General features: G+C 52.8%; 20 protein-coding genes. 12 read left to right on the forward strand and 8 right to left on the reverse strand.

The genetic code is table 11. The features are described from left to right. Window positions 1-84: 84 nt before the first annotated feature. The 3 genes from ltaE (at window position 85) to ACMYSK_RS10725 (ending at window position 3,640) form a co-directional block, all read left to right on the forward strand. The gene (gene ltaE / locus ACMYSK_RS10715) at window positions 85-1,086 is read left to right on the forward strand and encodes a low-specificity L-threonine aldolase (protein ID WP_434642841.1); all 1,002 of its coding nucleotides are present in this window, start codon (window positions 85-87) and stop codon (window positions 1,084-1,086) included. Window positions 1,087-1,096: 10 nt separating this feature from the next. After that, window positions 1,097-2,530: a DUF2867 domain-containing protein gene (locus tag ACMYSK_RS10720; protein ID WP_434642844.1), complete on the forward strand. Its 1,434-nt coding sequence runs from the start codon at window positions 1,097-1,099 to the stop codon at window positions 2,528-2,530. 96 nt (window positions 2,531-2,626) lie between these two features. After that, window positions 2,627-3,640, forward strand: coding sequence for an NAD-dependent epimerase/dehydratase family protein (locus ACMYSK_RS10725; RefSeq protein ID WP_434642847.1), 1,014 nt, complete (start codon window positions 2,627-2,629; stop codon window positions 3,638-3,640). A 7-nt stretch (window positions 3,641-3,647) separates the two neighbouring features. On the opposite strand, the gene ACMYSK_RS10730 is transcribed toward ACMYSK_RS10725, so the two are convergent. Beyond that, the gene (locus tag ACMYSK_RS10730; protein WP_434642851.1) at window positions 3,648-4,478 is read right to left on the reverse strand and encodes an N-acetylmuramoyl-L-alanine amidase; all 831 of its coding nucleotides are present in this window, start codon (window positions 4,476-4,478) and stop codon (window positions 3,648-3,650) included. A 404-nt stretch (window positions 4,479-4,882) separates the two neighbouring features. Between ACMYSK_RS10730 and yahO the strand changes: the two genes are divergently transcribed. After that, entirely contained in the window at window positions 4,883-5,155 is a 273-nt protein-coding gene (yahO, locus tag ACMYSK_RS10735; protein ID WP_434642854.1) for a DUF1471 family periplasmic protein YahO, read from the forward strand. Window positions 5,156-5,460: 305 nt separating this feature from the next. After that, the gene (locus tag ACMYSK_RS10740) at window positions 5,461-6,648 is read left to right on the forward strand and encodes an OmpP1/FadL family transporter (protein WP_434642856.1); all 1,188 of its coding nucleotides are present in this window, start codon (window positions 5,461-5,463) and stop codon (window positions 6,646-6,648) included. A 50-nt stretch (window positions 6,649-6,698) separates the two neighbouring features. Here ACMYSK_RS10740 and ACMYSK_RS10745 read toward each other — a convergent pair whose 3' ends face one another. Beyond that, the gene (locus ACMYSK_RS10745; RefSeq protein WP_434642858.1) at window positions 6,699-7,565 is read right to left on the reverse strand and encodes a hypothetical protein; all 867 of its coding nucleotides are present in this window, start codon (window positions 7,563-7,565) and stop codon (window positions 6,699-6,701) included. Between the two features lie 303 nt (window positions 7,566-7,868). Here ACMYSK_RS10745 and ACMYSK_RS10750 point away from each other — a divergent pair, with 303 nt between their 5' ends. The 5 genes from ACMYSK_RS10750 (at window position 7,869) to artM (ending at window position 11,482) form a co-directional block, all read left to right on the forward strand. Beyond that, a complete protein-coding gene (locus tag ACMYSK_RS10750) occupies window positions 7,869-8,387 on the forward strand; it encodes a lipoprotein (protein ID WP_434642861.1) in 519 nt (172 codons plus the stop codon). 223 nt (window positions 8,388-8,610) lie between these two features. After that, window positions 8,611-9,339 (forward strand): arginine ABC transporter ATP-binding protein ArtP, encoded by a 729-nt coding sequence (artP, locus tag ACMYSK_RS10755; RefSeq protein WP_434642863.1) that lies wholly within the window; start codon window positions 8,611-8,613, stop codon window positions 9,337-9,339. 20 nt (window positions 9,340-9,359) lie between these two features. Continuing rightward, window positions 9,360-10,091 (forward strand): arginine ABC transporter substrate-binding protein ArtI, encoded by a 732-nt coding sequence (gene artI, locus ACMYSK_RS10760; protein ID WP_434642866.1) that lies wholly within the window; start codon window positions 9,360-9,362, stop codon window positions 10,089-10,091. Between the two features lie 6 nt (window positions 10,092-10,097). Next, complete coding sequence (artQ, locus tag ACMYSK_RS10765) at window positions 10,098-10,814, forward strand: arginine ABC transporter permease ArtQ (RefSeq protein WP_434642869.1); 717 nt, start codon at window positions 10,098-10,100, stop codon at window positions 10,812-10,814. Beyond that, window positions 10,814-11,482 carry an arginine ABC transporter permease ArtM gene (gene artM, locus ACMYSK_RS10770; RefSeq protein ID WP_434642872.1) on the forward strand — a complete coding sequence of 223 codons (669 nt, stop codon included), beginning with the start codon at window positions 10,814-10,816 and terminating at the stop codon, window positions 11,480-11,482. Before artQ ends, artM begins: the two co-directional genes overlap by 1 nt. Before the next feature lie 41 nt (window positions 11,483-11,523). Here the strand turns inward: artM and ACMYSK_RS10775 are convergent, their stop codons facing one another. From ACMYSK_RS10775 to ACMYSK_RS10790, 4 genes are read right to left on the reverse strand one after another with little or no spacing between them, the layout of a single operon-like run. Then, a complete protein-coding gene (locus ACMYSK_RS10775) occupies window positions 11,524-13,020 on the reverse strand; it encodes a GntP family permease (protein WP_434642875.1) in 1,497 nt (498 codons plus the stop codon). Window positions 13,021-13,064: 44 nt separating this feature from the next. Continuing rightward, entirely contained in the window at window positions 13,065-14,063 is a 999-nt protein-coding gene (gene pdxA / locus ACMYSK_RS10780; protein ID WP_434642876.1) for a 4-hydroxythreonine-4-phosphate dehydrogenase PdxA, read from the reverse strand. Between the two features lie 18 nt (window positions 14,064-14,081). After that, window positions 14,082-15,386, reverse strand: a complete 1,305-nt coding sequence (locus ACMYSK_RS10785) for a four-carbon acid sugar kinase family protein (protein ID WP_434642879.1) — start codon at window positions 15,384-15,386, stop codon at window positions 14,082-14,084. A gap of 29 nt (window positions 15,387-15,415) precedes the next feature. Beyond that, window positions 15,416-16,135, reverse strand: a complete 720-nt coding sequence (locus ACMYSK_RS10790; RefSeq protein WP_434642881.1) for a DeoR/GlpR family DNA-binding transcription regulator — start codon at window positions 16,133-16,135, stop codon at window positions 15,416-15,418. Window positions 16,136-16,306: 171 nt separating this feature from the next. Here ACMYSK_RS10790 and ACMYSK_RS10795 point away from each other — a divergent pair, with 171 nt between their 5' ends. Together ACMYSK_RS10795 and artJ are read left to right on the forward strand one after the other, a co-directional pair. Further along, window positions 16,307-17,308: a KpsF/GutQ family sugar-phosphate isomerase gene (locus ACMYSK_RS10795; protein ID WP_434642884.1), complete on the forward strand. Its 1,002-nt coding sequence runs from the start codon at window positions 16,307-16,309 to the stop codon at window positions 17,306-17,308. 103 nt (window positions 17,309-17,411) lie between these two features. Then, complete coding sequence (artJ, locus tag ACMYSK_RS10800; protein WP_434642886.1) at window positions 17,412-18,143, forward strand: arginine ABC transporter substrate-binding protein ArtJ; 732 nt, start codon at window positions 17,412-17,414, stop codon at window positions 18,141-18,143. 99 nt (window positions 18,144-18,242) lie between these two features. On the opposite strand, the gene ACMYSK_RS10805 is transcribed toward artJ, so the two are convergent. Together ACMYSK_RS10805 and ACMYSK_RS10810 are read right to left on the reverse strand one after the other, a co-directional pair. Continuing rightward, on the reverse strand, window positions 18,243-19,721 hold the full coding sequence (locus ACMYSK_RS10805; protein ID WP_434642887.1) for an ATP-binding protein: 1,479 nt from the start codon (window positions 19,719-19,721) through the stop codon (window positions 18,243-18,245). Further along, entirely contained in the window at window positions 19,718-20,434 is a 717-nt protein-coding gene (locus ACMYSK_RS10810) for a response regulator transcription factor (protein WP_434642890.1), read from the reverse strand. The genes ACMYSK_RS10805 and ACMYSK_RS10810 overlap by 4 nt, the downstream gene beginning before the upstream one ends. Window positions 20,435-20,482 lie beyond the last annotated feature (48 nt).

A 20,482-nucleotide genomic window follows, 5' to 3' on the forward strand; every position in this document is an offset into this window, starting at 1 on the left:
ACAATGACTATTCTGTCGTCGGGGGTCAAAAACGGTGCCGTCACAGCAACCGCCTGCAGGATGATGTACCCAGAAGGAAATGCCGTGATAGATTTACGTAGTGATACCGTGACACGCCCAGGACACGCCATGCTGGAGGCGATGATGGCCGCACCGGTCGGAGACGACGTTTATGGTGACGACCCGACGGTGAATGAACTCCAGCGCTACGCCGCTGAACTGGCGGGCAAAGAAGCGGCGCTGTTCTTACCGACCGGCACCCAGGCCAACCTGGTCGGCCTGCTGAGCCACTGCCAGCGCGGCGAAGAGTATATCGTCGGCCAGGGCGCGCATAATTATCTGTATGAAGCCGGCGGCGCAGCGGTACTGGGCAGTATTCAACCGCAGCCAATAGACGCCGCCGCAGACGGTACCTTGCCGCTGGATAAAGTCGCAGCCAAAATTAAACCTGACGATATTCACTTTGCTCCGACTCGCCTGCTGAGCCTCGAAAACACCCACAATGGTAAAGTCCTGCCGCGCGACTATCTCAAAGAAGCCTGGCAATTTACCCGCCAGCGCAATCTGGCGCTACACGTTGACGGGGCTCGGATCTTCAATGCGGTCGTCGAATACGGCTGCGAACTGCGTGATATCGCCCAGTATTGCGATTCCTTCACCATCTGTCTTTCCAAAGGTCTGGGCACGCCGGTCGGCTCGTTGCTGGTTGGTAGCCATGAGTACATCCGTCGTGCCACCCGCTGGCGGAAAATGGTCGGCGGCGGTATGCGCCAGGCCGGTATTCTGGCAGCCGCAGGCCTGTATGCCCTGCAAAACAACGTCCAGCGGTTAAAAGAGGACCATGACAATGCCGCGTGGATGGCCGAACAGCTCAGCGCAATTGGCGCCGATGTGACCCGCCATGATACCAACATGTTGTTTGTTCGCGTGGGGGAAGAGCACGCTGAGGCGCTGGGCGCATTTATGCAGCAACGCGGTGTGCTGATCAACGCGTCGCCGATCGTGCGCCTGGTCACCCATCTGGATGTCAGCCGCCAGCAGCTGGCGGATGTTGTCGGCCACTGGCAGGCATTTTTGCAGCGCTAAGGAGCCCGGCGTGTCGCAACGAATTCTGGTGCTCGGCGCCAGCGGCTATATCGGCCAGCATCTGGTGCAGACGTTAAGCGAACAAGGCTACCCGGTGCTGGCGGCGGCACGCCATGTCGACAGACTGCAAAAGCTCAATCTGCCTGGCGTCAGCTGTCATTCGCTCGACCTGAATCAGCCACAGGGGCTTTCTGCCCTGCTGGCGCAGGTGGATACCGTTTATTATCTGGTTCACGGAATGGGAGAAGGCGGCGACTTTATTGCTCACGAGCGCCGGGTAGCGGTCAACGTTCGCGATGCGCTGCTCGCAACCCCGGTTCGCCAGCTGATTTTTCTCAGCTCCCTGCAGGCGCCGGAAGCAGAACAGTCGGATCACCTGCGCGCCAGGCAAATCACCGCCGATATTTTGCGGGAATCCGCCGTGCCGGTCACCGAACTGCGGGCGGGAATTATCATCGGCGCCGGCTCCGCCGCTTTCGAAGTCATGCGCGATATGGTCTATAACCTGCCGGTTTTGACGCCACCGCGCTGGGTACGTTCGCGAACCACGCCGATCGATCTGGAAAACCTCCTCTATTATCTGGTGCAGCTGCTCCACCATCCGACAAGCGTTCATCGCGTACTGGAAGCTGCCGGACCAGAAATACTCAGCTACCAACAGCAGTTCACCCGCTTTATGGCGGTCAGCGGCAAACATCGCCTGTTAATCCCAATCCCGTTTCCGACCCGCTGGATCTCGGTGTGGTTTCTCAACGTGATTACCTCCGTGCCCCCCACTATCGCCCGGGCATTGATTCAGGGCCTGAAACACGATCTGATCGCCGACGATCGCGCTTTGCGCGCGCTGATCCCCCAGACATTAATCTCCTTTGATGAAGCCGTGCGCCGCACGCTGAAGGACGAAGAGCAGCTCGCGAATTCCAGCGACTGGGGCTACGATGCCCAGGCCTTTTCCCGCTGGCGCCCGGAGTACGGCTACTTTCCCAAACAGGCCGGCTGCACGGTTAGCACTCCAGCTAGCGCGGCGGCTATCTGGCAGGTGATCAATCAAATCGGCGGCAAAGAGGGCTACTTTTTTGGCAATATTTTGTGGCGGATCCGCGGCGCGATGGATCTGCTGGTCGGCCACCGGCTGGCAAAAGGTCGCCCTGATCGCGCCGACCTGCAAACCGGAGATACGGTGGACAGCTGGAAGGTTATTATCGTTGAGCCGGAAAAGCAGCTAACCTTACTATTCGGCATGAAGGCGCCGGGCCTTGGGCGTCTGAGTTTTACGCTGCGCGATAAAGGCGACCACCGCGAGCTGGATGTCCGTGCCTGGTGGCATCCTCACGGTATGCCGGGGCTGTTTTACTGGCTGTTGATGATCCCCGCCCATCTGTTTATCTTTCGCGGCATGGCGCGACGCATCGCCCGGCTGGCCGAACAAATCACAGGCAAATAGGCAGTATGTGTGGCATTCTTTCATCATTCTCATTGCATCATGAGGAGAATCACGGAAAAATGCGCACGAAATTCTTTTCTGGGACAGTAGGTTGATATGAAGGTACTGGTTACCGGTGCGACCAGCGGATTAGGCCGCAACGCGGTGGAATATCTGCGTAATCAAGGCATCAGCGTCAGAGCGACCGGGCGCAATGAAGCGATGGGCAAGCTTCTGAGCAAAATGGGCGCTGAGTTTGTGCCGGCTGATTTAACCGAGCTGGTTTCTTCGCAGGCCAAAGTCATGCTCGCCGGTATTGATACCCTGTGGCACTGTTCAAGCTTTACCTCTCCGTGGGGGACGCAGCAGGCTTTCGACCTCGCCAACGTCCGGGCGACCCGCCGCCTTGGGGAGTGGGCCGTTGCCTGGGGCGTGCGTAATTTCGTTCATATCTCCTCCCCTTCGCTCTATTTTGATTATCATCATCATCGTGCAGTGCAAGAAGATTTCCGCCCGCAGCGTTTCGCCAACGAATTTGCCCGCAGCAAGGCAGCCAGTGAAGAGGTGATTCATCTGCTGGCGCAGGCAAATCCCAACACCCGCTTCACCATTCTGCGTCCGCAAAGTCTGTTCGGCGCCCATGATAAAGTATTTATTCCTCGCCTCGCGCAGATGATGCAGCACTACGGCAGCGTCCTGCTGCCGCGCGGCGGCAGCGCGCTGGTTGATATGACCTACTATGAAAATGCGGTGCACGCGATGTGGCTTGCCAGCCAGCCGCAGTGCGATAGTTTGCCCTCCGGCCGCGCCTGGAACATTACCAACGGCGAACCACGTACGCTAAGCAGCATCGTGCAGAAGCTGATTGATGAGCTGGGCATTAAATGTCGGATCCGCTCAGTGCCCTACCCGATGTTGGATATTATCGCCCGCAGCATGGAGCATTTTGGCAATAAGTCTGCCAAAGAACCCGCGTTTACCCACTACGGTGTTTCCAAGCTGAACTTTGACTTCACCCTCGATATTTCCCGCGCGCAAGAAGAGCTCGGTTATCAGCCCGTGGTCACGTTGGATGACGGGATCGTTCGCACCGCCGCCTGGCTGAAAGACCACGGGAAATTACACCGCTAGCCGCAGATTATCCCTGGCCATACTTCTCCAGCAGCGCATCTGCGATGGCCTGAGTTTCGGCATCGGCGACGCCATCCCAGCGCGCCGGGCGGAAATGCATCTGAAAAGCCATAATCACTCGTTTTTGCTGTGCCGGGGTCATCTCCGGCGTCACCTGATAGCCATAGCGGGAGAGCGTATCCAACAACGCCGCACTATCAACCGGTTGGTACGACGGCCGGCCGTTCAGATAAAATGCCACCCGACCGGCATCTGGCCACGCGCCAATACCCTGCTCTGCCAGCTGCCGCCACGGAAATAACGGCCCGGGATCGTCCTTACGCTGTGGGGCAATATCCGCATGAGCAACCACGTTTTGCGGTGCGATGTGGTAACGGGCAATAATATCTTTTGCCAATGGAATAAGCGCATTAATCTGCGCCGGATTGAACGGCGTAAAGCTTTTCACGCCCGCGCTCTTCTGCCAGCCGCGGTTCTCAAGCTCAATTCCGATAGATGTGTCGTTAATGCGCGTACTGCCGCGCCAAAAGCTAATCCCCGCATGCCAGGCCAGGTCCTCTTCAGGCACCAGCTGCCAGATCCGCGGTTTGCCCTGATACAGCGGCGGCTGTTGGGGGATCAGGTAGTGAGAACTGACCTGATTGTCCGTTAAGGTCGCGAGGGAAACGTCAAAATCATCGGCGGTATAGTGAATGACTAATATTTTCACCCGCGGGTAGGCCGCCTGCGCCGGATGACGAGTATCGAGCTGATAGCCGTCTCGGTCGATAATCCCCTTTTCTGCACTACAGCCGGCCAGTAGCAGCAGCAAGAGCGCGATAAGTCCAGAACGTTTCATCGGGAGGCAATCTCCCGGCGTACGGTGAGTCGAACCATCAGTCAGATCCTTTATATAAACAACCTAAGCCGTTCAAAAAGCGGCTTGACTTATGATAAACCATCAACACAGCGGTGTCTGCTGATGCCGCTTTTGAATCTCTGAACCGATATTACATAAGATAAATTTATACTAACCACGGTTTAAAATGAGATTAAGTAGACTCTTAACTGCCCTCCAGAGAAATGACGCGACAAATCATAGCCCTGGAATCATCTTTTCCTTATGAGTTCACGAGTTAGAGGTCATAATTTTGTAGTATTTAGCTTGAAAAAAAAATTCACTTGATTCAATCTGGTGCCGCTCATTGGTTAGTTAAAACAAGAGCATGATGATAGCAAGTTAAACAATGGAGATTAAAAAATATGAAATATGCAGCTTTAGTGGCAGGTGCAGCATTGTTTTTAACCGCAAACGCATTTTCTGCGGAAATTTTATCCAAAGAAGATTTCGCGAAAGTGCACACCCAGTATCATAAATTGGGTACCATTTCCTCTACAGGCCAGACCGCTCCAAGCGATGCGCGTGCAGAGCTGATCAAGAAAGCTGACGAAAAAGGCGCTGATGTTGTCGTTCTGTCTTCAGGTAACACTGATAAGAAGCTTCATGTCACTGCCAATATTTATAAGAAAAAGTAATTAGTTTGAATTTCTGAAGGGATATTATCGCCAGCTGGCAATAATATCCCTTTTGTATTTATGGCAAGGTTTATTTTTAGATAGCATTTATATTTACAGCCCCCTCATTTAACTATCAAATAGCGGCCAGCGCGCGATTAGCACTCTCAAACCCAGGCCAGTATGTTTTAAATATCTGCAAAACCCTTCTTATATAATGCAACGCAATTATATTTTAAAACAGAAACCCATCCTGTCGCAGGGGTGTTGACTATACTTATCGGGCATAAAAACGAGACTAAAATTTACAACATTGCAGGTGGCAAATGAAAAAAGTCGCATTGATTATCTCTGGGTTGATCTGTTCCAGCGTGGCGCATGCGAGCGCGCTCTATTTTTACGAAATCGGTACCGAAGATATCGGTCTGGCAGGAGCCGGCCAGGCGGCACGTGCGCAAGATGCATCCACTATCGTCACTAACCCTGCGGGGATGACCCGCCTGCCGGATCATATGTTTACCGGGGGAATGCAGGTTATGGGCGGCGATATATCCTATCAATTAAAAGATGAAAACGGTCGAAGCAGCCCTGGAAACGTCATGAATTTGTTTCCTAACGCCAGCGGTTTCTATAGCCAAAAAATCAATGATAACCTGTATGCTGGCCTGGGTTTATACGGTAACTACGGCTTAGGTATCGATTTTGGTAACTGGGCGGGCGACAGACTTATCAAAAAAAGCACCATGGTTGCCATGACGCTGAGCCCATCCCTGGCATATAAGCTTAACGATCGTCTCTCTATCGGCGCCTCTGCCAACCTGAACTATGGCTATTTAAGTCTGACGCGCAACGTCGAGGGTAGCGATCAAAAAGATAAAGACTACGACTGGGCCATGAGCTACCGACTGGGGCTGCTAATGCAGTTAACGGAACAAACCCGCGCCGGGATAACCTGGAACAGCAAGACCGATTACGACTTTAATATCGATGGTAAAGCGCGTCTGCCCAATCTGCCGAATACCTCTTATGACCTGCCAATTTCGGCACAGGTGCGTGCTCCCCAGCAAATTATGCTGAGCCTTGTGCATGACATCAATAAACAGTGGTCGGTAATGGGCGACCTCGGCTGGCAGGACTGGAGCCAGTTTGGCAGCCCGCAAATTACCGTCGCAGGCCGGGAGAGTGATAAACAGAACCGGCTGAAAGACTCCTGGCACACTGCGCTGGGCGTTCAGTATCGGCCAACCGAGCAGTGGCGCCTGAATGCCGGCGTGGGCTTCGACAGCACGGTATATAATTCACAAAGTGATGTTGCCCTGTCGATGCCGACGGGTGACGAGTGGCGCTTTGCCACCGGTGCGCAATACCAGCTAACGCCAGCCAGCAATATTGGCGTCGCGGTCTCGTATCTGCATATGCAGTCAGGGCATGTAAAAACGCCGGACATTGTCGCCGGCGATTACGATCATCCCTACCTGTGGTTTGCCAGCATGAACTATAGCTACCAGTTCTGATCCACCATATCGCCCGATATACCGCGGCATCGGGCGATATATTTCGGGTGTTAAATCAGTTTGAATAAGACACGCACCGGCTTAATCTGCAAAATATCCTGCCATATTTTATGTAAATCAATCACGCCAGCCAGCCCAAGTAATGCCAGCGTAATCAATACCGTTGCCGCGGTAATAATCAGCATCAGACGCACCATATTGCGCTGAATCTTCTCCTGCTGCTGCGAGCGGCGCTCTTCTTTTTCATACTCAACCAGGGTGGCGATAGCATTACCCTGCACGATATAACGACCATGTTCTACCGCCAGATCGCCCGAAAGGACAAGGGACTCAATCAGCAACATGATTTTATATTGAAATTGTTCATTGCGAATATGTTTGTACCACAGTCTGCCGTAGAGAAGTTCAATCACTTCATCCAGGGTGATGCCCGCGGCAGGGCTTGACGGGCGGCGCTTCACGAACTCATTCACGATTAATCGCAATAATAATACGCGCTCCTGGCTTTTAAGCTCGCGCTCTCTGAAGAAGGTAGAAACCAGACTGCCCTTTCCTCTTAAGAAGAAGGTTTTAATATCAAGAAAGTGCAGATAATGATTAATGGCATATGAAAAAATAGAGCTGAAAGAAATCTTGCCATATTTTTTATGGCTAACAATCTCATTGTCCATCTCAAGCAGGCGGGAAACGGGAAATTGAACCTTGCGCGGAACATCTCCCGCCGATGCCGATAAACTCTCGACATCGATGTCACGGCCATTAAAACCAGTTAGCTGAAAACGCTGCCTGCTGACATCGGAAAAATAGACCGCATAGTAGTCATAGGGTGCGCCCGTCCGATCGTTTTTTTCAACAAATTGGGGTAAAAATTTCGACCACAGTCTGGCCTTAACATTTGCAATGAAGTTATTTAACATGAATAAACTCGTTAGTCTGTCTGCCTCTATTTACGCTAAATATAGACAATATCGGGAAAGTTTATTTAGCATTTGACCAGATAGATAAATTTACTTTTACGTGAAAAATAGATTGTCTGGCCGAAAATAGAACGCTGACTGACCGGAGATAATGAATAACATCGCCCCTGGACCGGGAATGTTCAAAAATACATTTTAGCGAAAAATGTATTGTCTGAGCTCTAAGAGTCAAGCGCATTCCGGGGCCAGTACGCTATGCTTGAACAGAAACTAATAACGTAGTGAGCTTATAAGGAAATCATCATGCGCTACAAACTCGTTGCTTTTATTATCCCGTGCGCGCTCGCGCTGAGTGCCTGTACCACCGTCACCCCCGCCTATAAGGATAACGGTACCCGCAGCGGTGCCTGTATCGAAGGCGGACCGGATGACGTGGCGCAGAAATTCTACGATTATCAAATCCAGCATAGTAATAACGACCTGACGGCCCTGCGCCCTTATCTCAGCGACGATCTGGCCAAACTGCTAAATGATGCCCGTCAGGACCCGTCCCGCAGCGCGGTGCTGCAGTCGAACCTGTTCTCCAGCTCCACAACCCCGGCCGATAGCGCCAGCGTAGCCAGCGCTTCCACTATCCCTAACCACGATGCCCGCAATATCCCTCTGCGCGTCGATTTAAAACAGGGTAGCCAAAGCTGGCAGGACGAAGTGCTAATGATCCAGGAAGGTCAGTGCTGGGCCGTTGACGACGTACGTTATCTCGGCATTAACTCACATGCCCCGGCAGGTTCCCTGCAACAGAGTCTGGAAAAACGCGGGTAAGGGCGTGAAACCCACGCCGCTGAAACGATAACCCCGGTAAAATGTCGGTATTTCTCCAGGTTATGCCGACATTTGTTCCTCCCCACCCCGCGAACCCATATTTTGTGCTAAGTTTAGAGGTAAATGTGGTTTACATTTAACTTTTAACGCATAAATATTGCATAACTATTCTGTCAAAGGTAGTATTTGCGGCCTCAATAGCTATTCGTATCAGACAGCCCAGATGAGTATTAAACTAAACGGCATTAACTGCTTCTACGGCGCACATCAGGCGCTGTTCGACATCACGCTGGATTGCCCGCAGGGGGAAACGCTGGTGCTGCTCGGCCCAAGTGGCGCCGGGAAAAGCTCGCTGCTTCGCGTACTCAACCTGCTGGAGATGCCGCGTTCCGGGACATTACATATCGCCGGTAACCACTTCGACTTTACCAAAACGCCTTCTGACAAAGCCATTCGTGAGCTGCGCCAGAACGTGGGTATGGTTTTCCAACAGTACAATCTGTGGCCGCACCTGACCGTGCTGCAAAACCTGATTGAAGCTCCCTGCCGCGTGCTGGGCTTAACAAAAGAAAAGGCGCTCGCTCGCGCCGAGAAGCTGCTGGAGCGTCTTCGCCTCAAGCCCTATAGCGATCGCTATCCGCTGCATCTTTCCGGGGGACAGCAGCAGCGTGTCGCCATTGCGCGGGCGCTGATGATGGAACCTCAGGTTCTGCTGTTTGACGAACCTACGGCAGCACTCGATCCGGAAATCACCGCTCAGATCGTCAGCATTATTCGCGAGCTGGCCGGTACCGGCATTACGCAGGTTATCGTCACCCACGAAGTGGAAGTGGCGCGCAAAACGGCAAGCCGCGTGGTGTACATGGAAAATGGTCACATCATTGAACAAGGGGATGCCAGCTGCTTCACGCATCCGCAGACTGACGCATTTAAAAACTATCTTTCACATTGATGTTTTTCGGGGAAATGACGATGAAAAAAGTACTGATTGCCGCGATCCTGGCCAGCATGAGCCTTTCAGCTACTGCCGCCCAGACCATTCGTTTCGCCACCGAGGCGTCCTACCCTCCGTTCGAATCGATTGACGCCAACAATAAAATTGTCGGCTTTGATGTCGATCTGGCTAACGCGCTGTGTAAAGAAATTGACGCCACCTGTACCTTTAGCAACCAGGCCTTCGACAGTCTGATCCCCAGCCTCAAATTCCGCCGCGTTGATGCGGTGATGGCCGGGATGGATATCACGCCTGAACGTGAAAAGCAGGTTCTGTTCACCACCCCGTACTATGAAAACTCCGCGCTGTTCGTTGGTCAAAAGGACAAATTCACCAGTATCGAGCAGCTGAAAGGCAAAAAAATCGGTGTCCAGAACGGAACCACGCACCAGAAATTTATTAATGACAAACACCCTGAAATCACTACCGTGCCGTACGACAGCTACCAGAATGCGAAGCTGGACCTGCAGAACGGTCGTATTGATGCCGTGTTTGGCGATAATGCCGTCGTAACCGAGTGGCTGAAGAGCAATCCGAAGCTGGGCGCGGTCGGCGATAAGGTCACGGATAAAGACTACTTCGGTACCGGTCTCGGCATTGCGCTTCGTCAGGGCAATACCGAACTGCAGCAGAAATTTAACGCTGCGCTGGAAAAAGTGAAAAAAGATGGGACTTACCAGACCATCTATAGCAAATGGTTTCAGAAGTAACGCTAAATGAATGAAATTTTTCCATTAGCAAGTGCCGCCGGGATGACCGTCGGCCTTGCCGTTTGCGCGCTGGTCATCGGCCTCGTACTGGCGATGCTGTTTGCCGTGCTGGAGTCAGTGAAATGGCGCCCGCTGGCATGGTTCGCAACCGGCGTGGTCACGGTTCTGCGCGGGCTACCGGAAATTCTGGTCGTCCTGTTTATCTATTTCGGCTCCTCACAGCTGCTGCTCACGCTCTCTGACGGTTTTACAATCAATCTCGGCTTTGTGCAGATTCCGGTACAGATGCAGATTGAAAACTTCGACGTCAGCCCGTTCATGTGCGGCGCCATTGCGCTGTCTCTGCTTTATGCGGCTTACGCTTCGCAAACCCTGCGTGGGGCGCTGAAGGCGGTACCGCAGGGGCAGTGGGAGTCCGGCCAGGCGCTGGGGCTGTCACAAGGGGCGATTTTCTTTCGTCTGGTGATGCCGCAAATGTGGCGCCATGCGCTACCGGGCCTTGGCAACCAATGGTTGGTTCTGCTGAAGGATACCGCACTGGTCAGTTTAATCAGCGTCAACGATCTCATGCTGCAAACCAAGAGCATCGCCACCCGCACCCAGGAGCCTTTCAACTGGTATATCATCGCGGCGGCCATCTATCTGGTTATCACCCTGCTCAGTCAGTACATCCTCAAGCGTATTGACCAACGGGCGACGCGCTTCGAACGGAGACCAGGCTGATGCTCGATTACTTACCCGAACTGCTGAAGGGGCTGCACACCAGCCTGACGCTGACGGCGGCGTCGATCGTCGTCGCGCTGATTCTGTCGCTGATCTTTACCATCGTCCTGACGCTGAAAACGCCGGTTGTGGTGTGGATCGTTCGCGCCTATATCACCTTATTTACCGGTACGCCGCTGCTGGTACAGATCTTCCTGATTTACTATGGCCCAGGTCAGTTCCCCTCTTTGCAGAACTACCCGGTGCTGTGGCATCTGATTTCTGAACCCTGGCTGTGCGCCATGATTGCTCTGTCACTCAACAGTGCGGCCTATACCACTCAGCTGTTTTATGGTGCGATCCGCGCTATCCCTGATGGCCAGTGGCAGTCCTGTAGCGCGCTGGGTATGAACAAGAAAGACACGCTGGCAATTTTGCTGCCGTATGCCTTTAAACGCGCCCTCTCTTCTTATTCCAACGAAGTGGTGCTGGTCTTCAAAAGCACCTCTTTGGCTTACACCATCACGTTAATGGAAGTCATGGGGCACGGTCAGCTGCTGTACGGGCGGACCTACGACGTCATGGTGTTCGGCGCAGCCGGTATCGTCTATCTCATCGTAAACGGTCTGCTGACGTTGCTGATGCGGTTGGTGGAGCGGAAAGCGCTGGCGTTTGAACGTCGGAATTAAGCAAAAAAGGGATCCTGAAAAGGATCCCTTTTTTACATCCTTCAAAAGAACAGCATATTAATCAACAGTAATGTCACTGAACCGGTCGCCCAAAGGATCGTTGAGGTGATACTCCACACTTTGATTTGCTCCTGCACCTCCGTTACGCCCAGCGATCGGTTAACGACCCAGAAATACGCATCATTGAAGTAGGAGAACATAAAGGAGCCGACCGTGCAGCCCAGGCCTGCGATTATCGGATCCACGCCTAACGTGCCGATCATCGGCGCAGTAATACTGGCTGCGGTAATCATCGCCACCGTGCCAGACCCCTGAATTAAGCGCACCAGCGTTGAAATTGTCAGCGGCAGCAGGACCCCCGGCACCCCAATCTGAATAATATATTCAGCTATCATATTACCCGCGCCTGAATCACGCAGCACCATCCCCAGCGCCCCGCCACCGCCGATGACCAAAAAGATAATCCCCGCGGAGCGTATCGCATTCTCCATATTCTGGGTCACTTCTTTACGCTCGTAGCGACTCCCGAGACCAATAATCGCAATCAGCAACCCGATCCCTACCGCGGTAACGGGATGACCTACGGCGATAAACATCTGAACTAACGACTGCTGCCAGGCATTCACATCAGACTCAATATTGCCAAATTCCTTCAGGAAGGTGGCCAGCAAAATCAGCACAATCGGCACCATCAGCGGTGCGAATGAAATGGCCTTACCCGGGAGGGCGTCCTCTTGCTGCACGCTTTCCGTACCTGGGACGAGGCGGTCACGGGTAAAACCACTGCCGTCTTCCGTTGGGATCAGGAAAATAGCGTCACCGAGGCGTCGGGTATATAAAAATCCCGCAATCGCCACCGGTACCGCCACGACCATGCTCCACAGCATAAATCGTCCGATTGGCATATTGAATTGCGATACCACACCAAATGGCCCAACGGCTGGCGGGATCATGCTGTGGCTAATGACCAACCCGGCCGCAAGCGTCGCCCCCAATCCAACCACCGATTTCCCTGTTGAACGCGAGATCGCTTTCACCAGCGGGACCAGCACGATAAATGCAGAATCACAGAATACCGCCATTGACACGATCAGGCCGATCATCACCAGCGCCAGCTCTTCACGCCCCTTCCCCAGCAAGTTGATAAACGAAATAGCCATACGCCTGGAGGCACCGCTCATCTGCAGCATTGAGCCCATCATCACGCCAAAGCCAATCACAATGCCAATATGCCCCAGCGTTCCACCAAAGCCTTTGGTGATTGAGGCAATCATCAGTTCGCTTTTCATCCCACCTAGCGAGCCGGTAATGACGGCAGCCACGATCAGCGCCGGAAATGCGGGAATACGCGTTTTAAGGATCATAAACAGCAGCGCCACAATCGCGACCAGCAACCCGCCGATCACGCGGAAACTGCTTAACTCTTCCCCGCTGGTACCGCCGAGGTTAAAAATGATGAGACCAATACACAGGACCAATACGCCCTTCAATACCGGACTCATTCCCGCCGCAGCGGTTTCCACTGGTTTATAAGACATACTCACCTCGAATTGAAGCGGCGGGCGGCGATGCCCGCCGCGCGTTATTGTTTTTTGTAATAGGGCGCGTACAGTGCCGCCAGCCTGACGGCCTCAATCAGGCTAACCGGATCGGCAATTCCCTTGCCGGCGATATCATTTGCGGTCCCATGGTCAACGGACGTTCGCAGAATGGGCATGCCGCCGGTGATTGAAATGGTGCGGTGAAAATCCACCATTTTAGTGGCGATATGCCCCTGGTCATGATAGGGCGACAGCACGGCATCCCATGCCCCCTGCAAAGCAAAATAGAACACGCTATCGGCCGGTTTAGGCCCGTCGATCGTAATACCTTGCTCGCGCGCAAGCTCAATTCCGGGCAACAGGACCTCGTCGTCCTCGTGGCCAAACAGTCCATGCTCCCCACCATGCGGATTAATAGCGGCAACCACCAGCCTTGGCTGCGGCACGCCCAGCTGCTGTAATGTGCGTGTACAGCGAACGGCATAATCACACACTTTTTCAGGCGTCAGGCTCTGGATCGCCTCAACAAGGGAGAGATGGCGCGTCAGAAAGAAAACTCGCAGAGTGCGCACCTGAAACAGCGTGAGCGGATCGTGGGCACCGGTAAGGTGAGCAAATATTTCGGTATGACCGATAAAATCGACGCCTCCGGCCTTAAGCGACTCCTTATTAATCGGCGTGGTCGCCACGGCGTCAACTTCCCCGCCCAGCGCCATCTGTATCGCTTTCTCAATGCAGTCATAGGCTGCTCTGCCACACTGCCCCTGAATTTCACCGAGTTTGAGTGAGTCGCAGTCGAGCTCCCCCACCTCGAGCAGATTCATTAATCCAGGGCGGTCAAGATAATCACTTACCGCTTTGATGACATGGATAGATAACGATACGCCAGAAAACTTTATCGCCTGTGCGAGGACATGTTTATTGCCGACAACAACCATTCTGGAATATTTTTGTGCTTGCTCCGAGGCCAGTGTTTTTACGGTAATTTCCGGGCCAATGCCAGCAGCATCCCCCATTGGAATAACAACCAACGGTCTCATAATTAACTCCTTTTATATTTATACAGTCTCTGCGATTGCGGTGTTACTCGATACTTTGGTGACTAAATAATCGACACAGTGAACCAGCGTATTATCATTACCGACAAAACCCCCTTTGGTAATGAGTGGCAAACCATCGGCCAGTCCCCCGACTAGCTCGCCATAGACGGCAAGCGGTTCGACCTCATCTTTTAAAACTACGCCGCTGCCTTTTAATCTTTTGGTAATACTGACCATCACATCACCGCCGCTGCCGTAAAGCCCGCTGATCGGAGATTTATCTTTCTTTAATACCTGCGCGACCACCTCAGCGATACCACGATTAATCATGCAGCTGACCTCATGGTTATCGACTGCGAATTTTTTGGCGATAACATCCAGCCTTAGAATATGTTCAGGGGCCTCTACAGAGTCGATACCGATGACATCATAGGCGCGGGTTTTATCAATTAAGCGGTTGACCAACTGCGCGGCACTTTCTGGCTTAAGAGAGAAATTGATTAAATCTTCTGCCGACACGGTTTCAATATAAACTTCTCGTTCATAACGCAGCTTCTTTATTTGTCGCTGGGTTAAGTCAGAAACACTGCCGATGGCTAATAAAACCTTATTGGTCCGGCGGCGGCCGGATGAAAATTTTAACCACGCCATCTGCGCGGTAAACACACCAGGATCAACACAAAAGTAAGGGATTTTTGCTTTCTGAACCGCTTGCGCTATTTGCTGAATATCATCGGCGGTTGTCGCATCAATGATGACAATACGTACATTGCCGCCATATAACTCCTTCAGCTTTTTCGTCAGCGTAGTCTCGCCACTGAGAACGTCGCGCAGACAAATATAACTCACATTTTTGTTCGTCTGCTGATGAAACAGCTCAACCACCGATGATTCCAGCATCGGGTTTTTAGGGTCGTTACGCATCGCTGTATTTTGTAGCGGAATGCCATCCACCAGCAGCGACCCTCCAACGCAAATGCGTCCGCTGGAAGGATACACGGGCACAACGATAGCCATCATATGTGGAAAGCTGTCGATCACGGCATCCACTTCAGCCCCCAGATTACCGCGCAGCGTTGAATCAATACGCTTACTGATCAATGTCTGCTCTGGGTTAATCTTTGCCACGCATTCTGCCACCCGCTTGTAGGCTTCAGCTGAAGTCACAGATCGGGAATCTGTTGAAAATGAAACCACATCAAAACGTTCCGCCTTATCGGCCTGGTTATCCAGGCAGGTCATGGTCGTGAACCCTTTGGTACTCAATAGCGCAGCGGTCGCATTTGCGCCGGTTAAATCGTCCGCAATTATTGCAATTTTCACAGTGCTTCCCTCTCTGTATCGGGTTAATGTCATGTCATAAGCGGATCGCTATTAACAATGACCTGATTGAATTCCGCCAGATCAGCTATTTTGTAATGGCAGAACACTTTCCTTTTACTCTCATCCACCAGCAGAACCGACTTTGCCGCGCGGCTAATCGCCATCCACTTACAGTCCGCTTTACTTTGCGTGGTAGTCATTGCGCCATAGCTCTCATCGAACCCGTCGGCACCGATAAAAGCCAGGTCGGTATAATGTTCGCTCAGATAACGTAACGTCTCGCTGCAATAGACCGAACGGCTTTCCCTGACTAATTCCCCCGGGCAAATAATTAACTTCACACTGGTTCGGTCATTTAATATATAGGCAGTGGATATATCATTCGTTATCACCGTGAGTGGAATATCAATTAACCACGCCAGTTGTTTCACGGTCGTACCACCATCCATAAATACGATATCGCCCGGCCGCAGCAGCTTGTAGGCCTGCAATGCAATCTCCTTCTTTCCAGTAATATTATGCTGTGCTTTATTTTTATAATCAGGGCTTTCGTTAATAAACCCCCTAATAACCTGCCCGCCGAAAATCACTTTCACCTGACCTATTTTTTGCAGTTCTTCTATATCACGGCGAATCGTCATATGTGAAACTGTAAAATATTCAGCTAACAGATTGATGGTAGTAGAATGATTAACATCAAGCATCTCAATAATACGATGCACTCTTTGAGCTTTTGAATAACGTGTCATGACAATATCTCACTGAGCGTTAGCTTCACTCGATTTTTAAGCTAACCGTTTTTAAAATACTGAGATGTGAATAAAATCACAAATTCACACCTCATTCACTAAAACACAAAATAAAAAGAGTAGTGTGACAGGACATACCATAATAATGATAAGCCACTAAGGGAATCCGCCATGAACAATAAAATAAGCATTGTCGAAGAAATAATTAACAGAGGGCGTAACGTGTTGCAAGAAGAAGCCAACGCAATTATTAACGCAACCTCTAATATTAATAGCAGTTTTGTTGAGGCCGTAGATATTATATTAAATTCACCGGGTAAGGTCGTCGTAAGTGCGATTGGTAAACCAGGTTATATCGCGCATAAAATTTCGGCAACGCTCGCCAGCACCGGTACGCCCTCGTTTTATCTTCATCCCGCCGAAGCGCTGCATGGCGATCTTGGCGGTGTAACCCGTGAAGATGTGGTGCTCCTTCTCTCCAACAGCGGCGAAACGGCGGAAGTCCTTAATATGCTCCCCGCGCTGAGGCGAACAGGCGTCACGATTATCTCGATTTGCGGCGCCCCTGATTCTACCCTGGCGCAATACAGCGACGTGGTCATCTCAGCGCAAATAGAGCGCGAATGCTGCCCCCTTAACCTTGCGCCGACATCCAGCACCACTCTGGCGCTGGCCATCGGAGATGCCCTCGCCGTCACCCTGATGCAGCAAAGAAACTTCAGCAAAGAGCATTTTGCCCGCTATCATCCCGGCGGTTCGCTGGGTAGAAAGCTGCTGGTTACGGTCAATGAAATGATGCGCTGCGGGGAGAAAGCCTGCCGACTCGATCGCGATACCACGATTCTGGACGCCCTGTTCACCATGACCCGCAACCTGTCTGGCGCAGTACTGATTGTTAACGCCAGTCAGGAACTGGAAGGCATCATCACTGATGGTGATATCCGCCGCTTTGTGATGTACAACAACCTCTCCTTACGCACCCCGGTGACGGAACTGATGAACACTTTTGCGACCTGTATTGGCCAGCATCAGTTGATTGATGAAGCGTTAAGCGTCATGGAACAGCATCAGCCGGGCCCGATCGCCGTCCTGCCGGTGATTAACAGTGATAAACAGGTCGTTGGATTGCTCCATCTCACTGACCTTTTGCACAAATTTCCCGCACAAAAGTAAATAAAAATACATTTTTATTGAATATAAATTCATTTTTTGGCATGGTTATTTGACGTCAGGAAACGACGAAAGACAACAATATAGACAGACGGGAGCAACACGCATGAAGAAGTTATTGTTAGCCGCAGTGTTCGCCACTGCCGCATTCAACGCAACGGCCGCAGAGAAAATCAGCTTTGGCGTTTCCGCCACCTACCCGCCGTTTGAATCCATGGATGCCAACAATCAGATCGTCGGTTTCGATCTTGATCTGGCGAAAGCGTTGTGCAAACAGATGCAGGCCGACTGTACCTTTACCAACCACGCTTTCGATAGCCTGATCCCGGCGTTGAAATTTAAAAAATATGACGCCGTCATTTCCGGGATGGACATTACCCCGGAGCGTAGCAAGCAGGTCGCGTTTACCGATCCGTACTACGCTAACTCGGCGCTGGTGATTGCCAAAAAAGACGCCTTCCACTCCTTTGCCGATCTGAAAGGCAAACGTATTGGTATGGAAAACGGCACCACTCACCAGAAATACCTGCAGGACAAACATCCGGAAGTCAAAACCGTCGCCTATGACAGCTATCAGAACGCGATTATCGACCTGAAAAATGGCCGTATTGACGGGGTGTTTGGCGATACCGCCGTGGTGAATGAGTGGCTGAAGACCAACCCGCAGCTGGGCGTGGCCACGCCTAAAGTAACCGACCCGCAATACTTCGGCACCGGTCTTGGCATCGCGGTACGTCCGGACAACAAAGCACTGCTGGAAAAACTCAATGGCGCACTGAAAGCGATTAAAGCGGACGGTACGTACCAGAAAATCAGCAATCAGTGGTTCCCGGAATAATCCTCCGCTGACCCGGGGCACGGCGCAACCGCCTTACCCGGGTTATCCAAAATGACCGTCGCCCCGGCCAGTACAGCACGTCCGGGGAACGGTCACGCGCTATGAGCGTAACGGCAGGGTAAAGCGGAAGCTGGCGCCTGCTGGCACATCCACCAGATGAATATCACCGCCGTGCAGTTGCAGCATCCGACGCACGATCATCAGCCCCAGCCCTCCTCGCGATTCAGGGCTCTGACCGGGTTCAAGCACCGAAGGACGCTCAAATAGCGTAGCCCGCAACTCACCGGCTACGCCGGGGCCGCTATCGGCAACCTCAACCACCATCTCTGCCCCCTGCTGACGCGCCGTCAGGCTAATGTTACCGCCATCCGGCGTATGACGAATCGCGTTATCGAGTAAATTGGTCAGCACTCGCTCCATCATCGATAAATCCGCCATTACCGGCGGTAATCCCCCCGCCAGCGAAAGCTGCAAGCGTATATGTCGGGTGGCAATCGCCAGGTCGAACTTCTGCGCCACGTCCTGAACCAGTTCCGCCAGCACAAATTTCTCCGGCTGCGGCTTGATACCGCCATGCTCCAGGCGCGCCAGTTCAAACAGCTGCTGGGAGAGAGAGCGAACTTTATTCCCCTGGCGCAGCGCAATGTTGAGATAGCGCTTACTCTCTTCCGCACTCAGCCGGTCGGCCTTCAGCGTCAGAGTCTCCAGATATCCCAGCAGCGACGTCAGCGGCGTACGCAGGTCGTGAGAAATATTGGCGATAAACTCACGGCGCTGGCGGTCACTGTCCGCCAGCCGATCCCACTGCCCGGCAATCTGGCGGGCCAGGTCGATAAACCGGTTGTGCAGAATTGCCACTTCATTTCCAGGCTGCGGGTCCGGGGTTTGCGCCGCCAGTAGTTTGATCGCCCCCATGCTGTCTTCACCGGGGATCCCCACCTGCGCGGTCAGCTGACGTACCGGGCGCGTCACCCAATACCAGGCAAGCCCACCGGCTAACAGGCCAAACAGGGCCACCAGCAGCAGCGTCCAGACAAGCAAGCTCCCCAGCGTTTTCTGCCAGGCGCTGGCCGCCAGTTCATTAAAGGTTTCCCCTTGCAGAATGATATAGAGATAGCCGCGCAGCTGGCCGTCAACGTTCAACGGTGCGACGCTAAAGACTTTGCGCTGGTCCTGGCTCCGCGGATCGTCTCCGTACACGGGCCAGGTGCCGCCGGAAAGAAACGTCTGTATCGGCGCGATATCGATACGCTGGTGTTTGATATGGCCCGGCGGCGCGGCATCGGCCAACAGTTCGCCTTCCGGAGAGACCAGATACAGCTCAACGCTGGGATTAAAGACCATCAGACGATCGAAAAGCGGCTTCAGCGCCTCTCGATTGACCTGCCCTTGCGCATCAAGAAGTGGTTCGCGAGCAACGATCTGCTGCGCCAGCCCGACGGAAAGGCGCTGGACCATAGCGTTACCGTATTGCGCACTGCTGTACAGCTGAACCAGGCAGACCGCCACCGCGCAAAGCAACAGCAGCGAGGTAAACACCAGTGCCAGGCGCTGGCTCAGGCTTAATCGACGCATCATTGCCCGGCTCCTTTACGTGCAGGGGCGAATTTATAGCCCTTGCCCCAGACCGTCAGAATGATTTCCGGCTCCGCCGGGTCATGTTCGATTTTGCTGCGCAGGCGGTTGATATGCGTATTCACCGTATGCTCATAGCCTTCGTGCTGATAACCCCAGACGCGGTCAAGCAGGGCCAGACGGGAAAAGACCTCACCGGGATGGCGGGCAAAGTAGTACAGCAGGTCAAATTCGCGGGGCGTCAAATCCACCGGTTCATCGCGCAGTCTGACTTCCCGTGCAAGCGGATCGATGCTCATACCGTGGCAATCAATACGTCCCGCGTCCATCAGCAAATTCAGGCCCATCGCCTCCTGGCGACGGAATAGCGCCTTCACCCGCGCAACCAGTTCGATGACCGAAAACGGTTTGGCCAGGTAGTCGTCCGCGCCCATTTCCAGCCCCAGTACACGATGCGTCTCGCTGGAGCGAGCGCTGATAATAATCACCGGCAGGTAGCGGGTCATCTGGCGAATGCGGCGGCAAAGCTCCAGACCATCGACATTGGGCAGCATCAGGTCAAGGATTGCCGCATCCCAGCCGCCCTTTTCCAGCTGCACCAGCGCCTGAGCGCCGTCCGCCTCATGGACAATTTGATATCCCTCGTCCTGCAGATTCAAACGCAGCAAAACGGCAATATCGTCGTCATCTTCGACCAACAGGATTTTCTTTGCCATAGGTATTGCTCCGCTAATTACACGCCGTTATTAGCCAAGCTTACCCGA

Origin of the sequence: Klebsiella sp. I138 (genome assembly GCF_051131765.1) — a bacterium.
In the GTDB taxonomy this organism is placed as follows: domain Bacteria; phylum Pseudomonadota; class Gammaproteobacteria; order Enterobacterales; family Enterobacteriaceae; genus Klebsiella.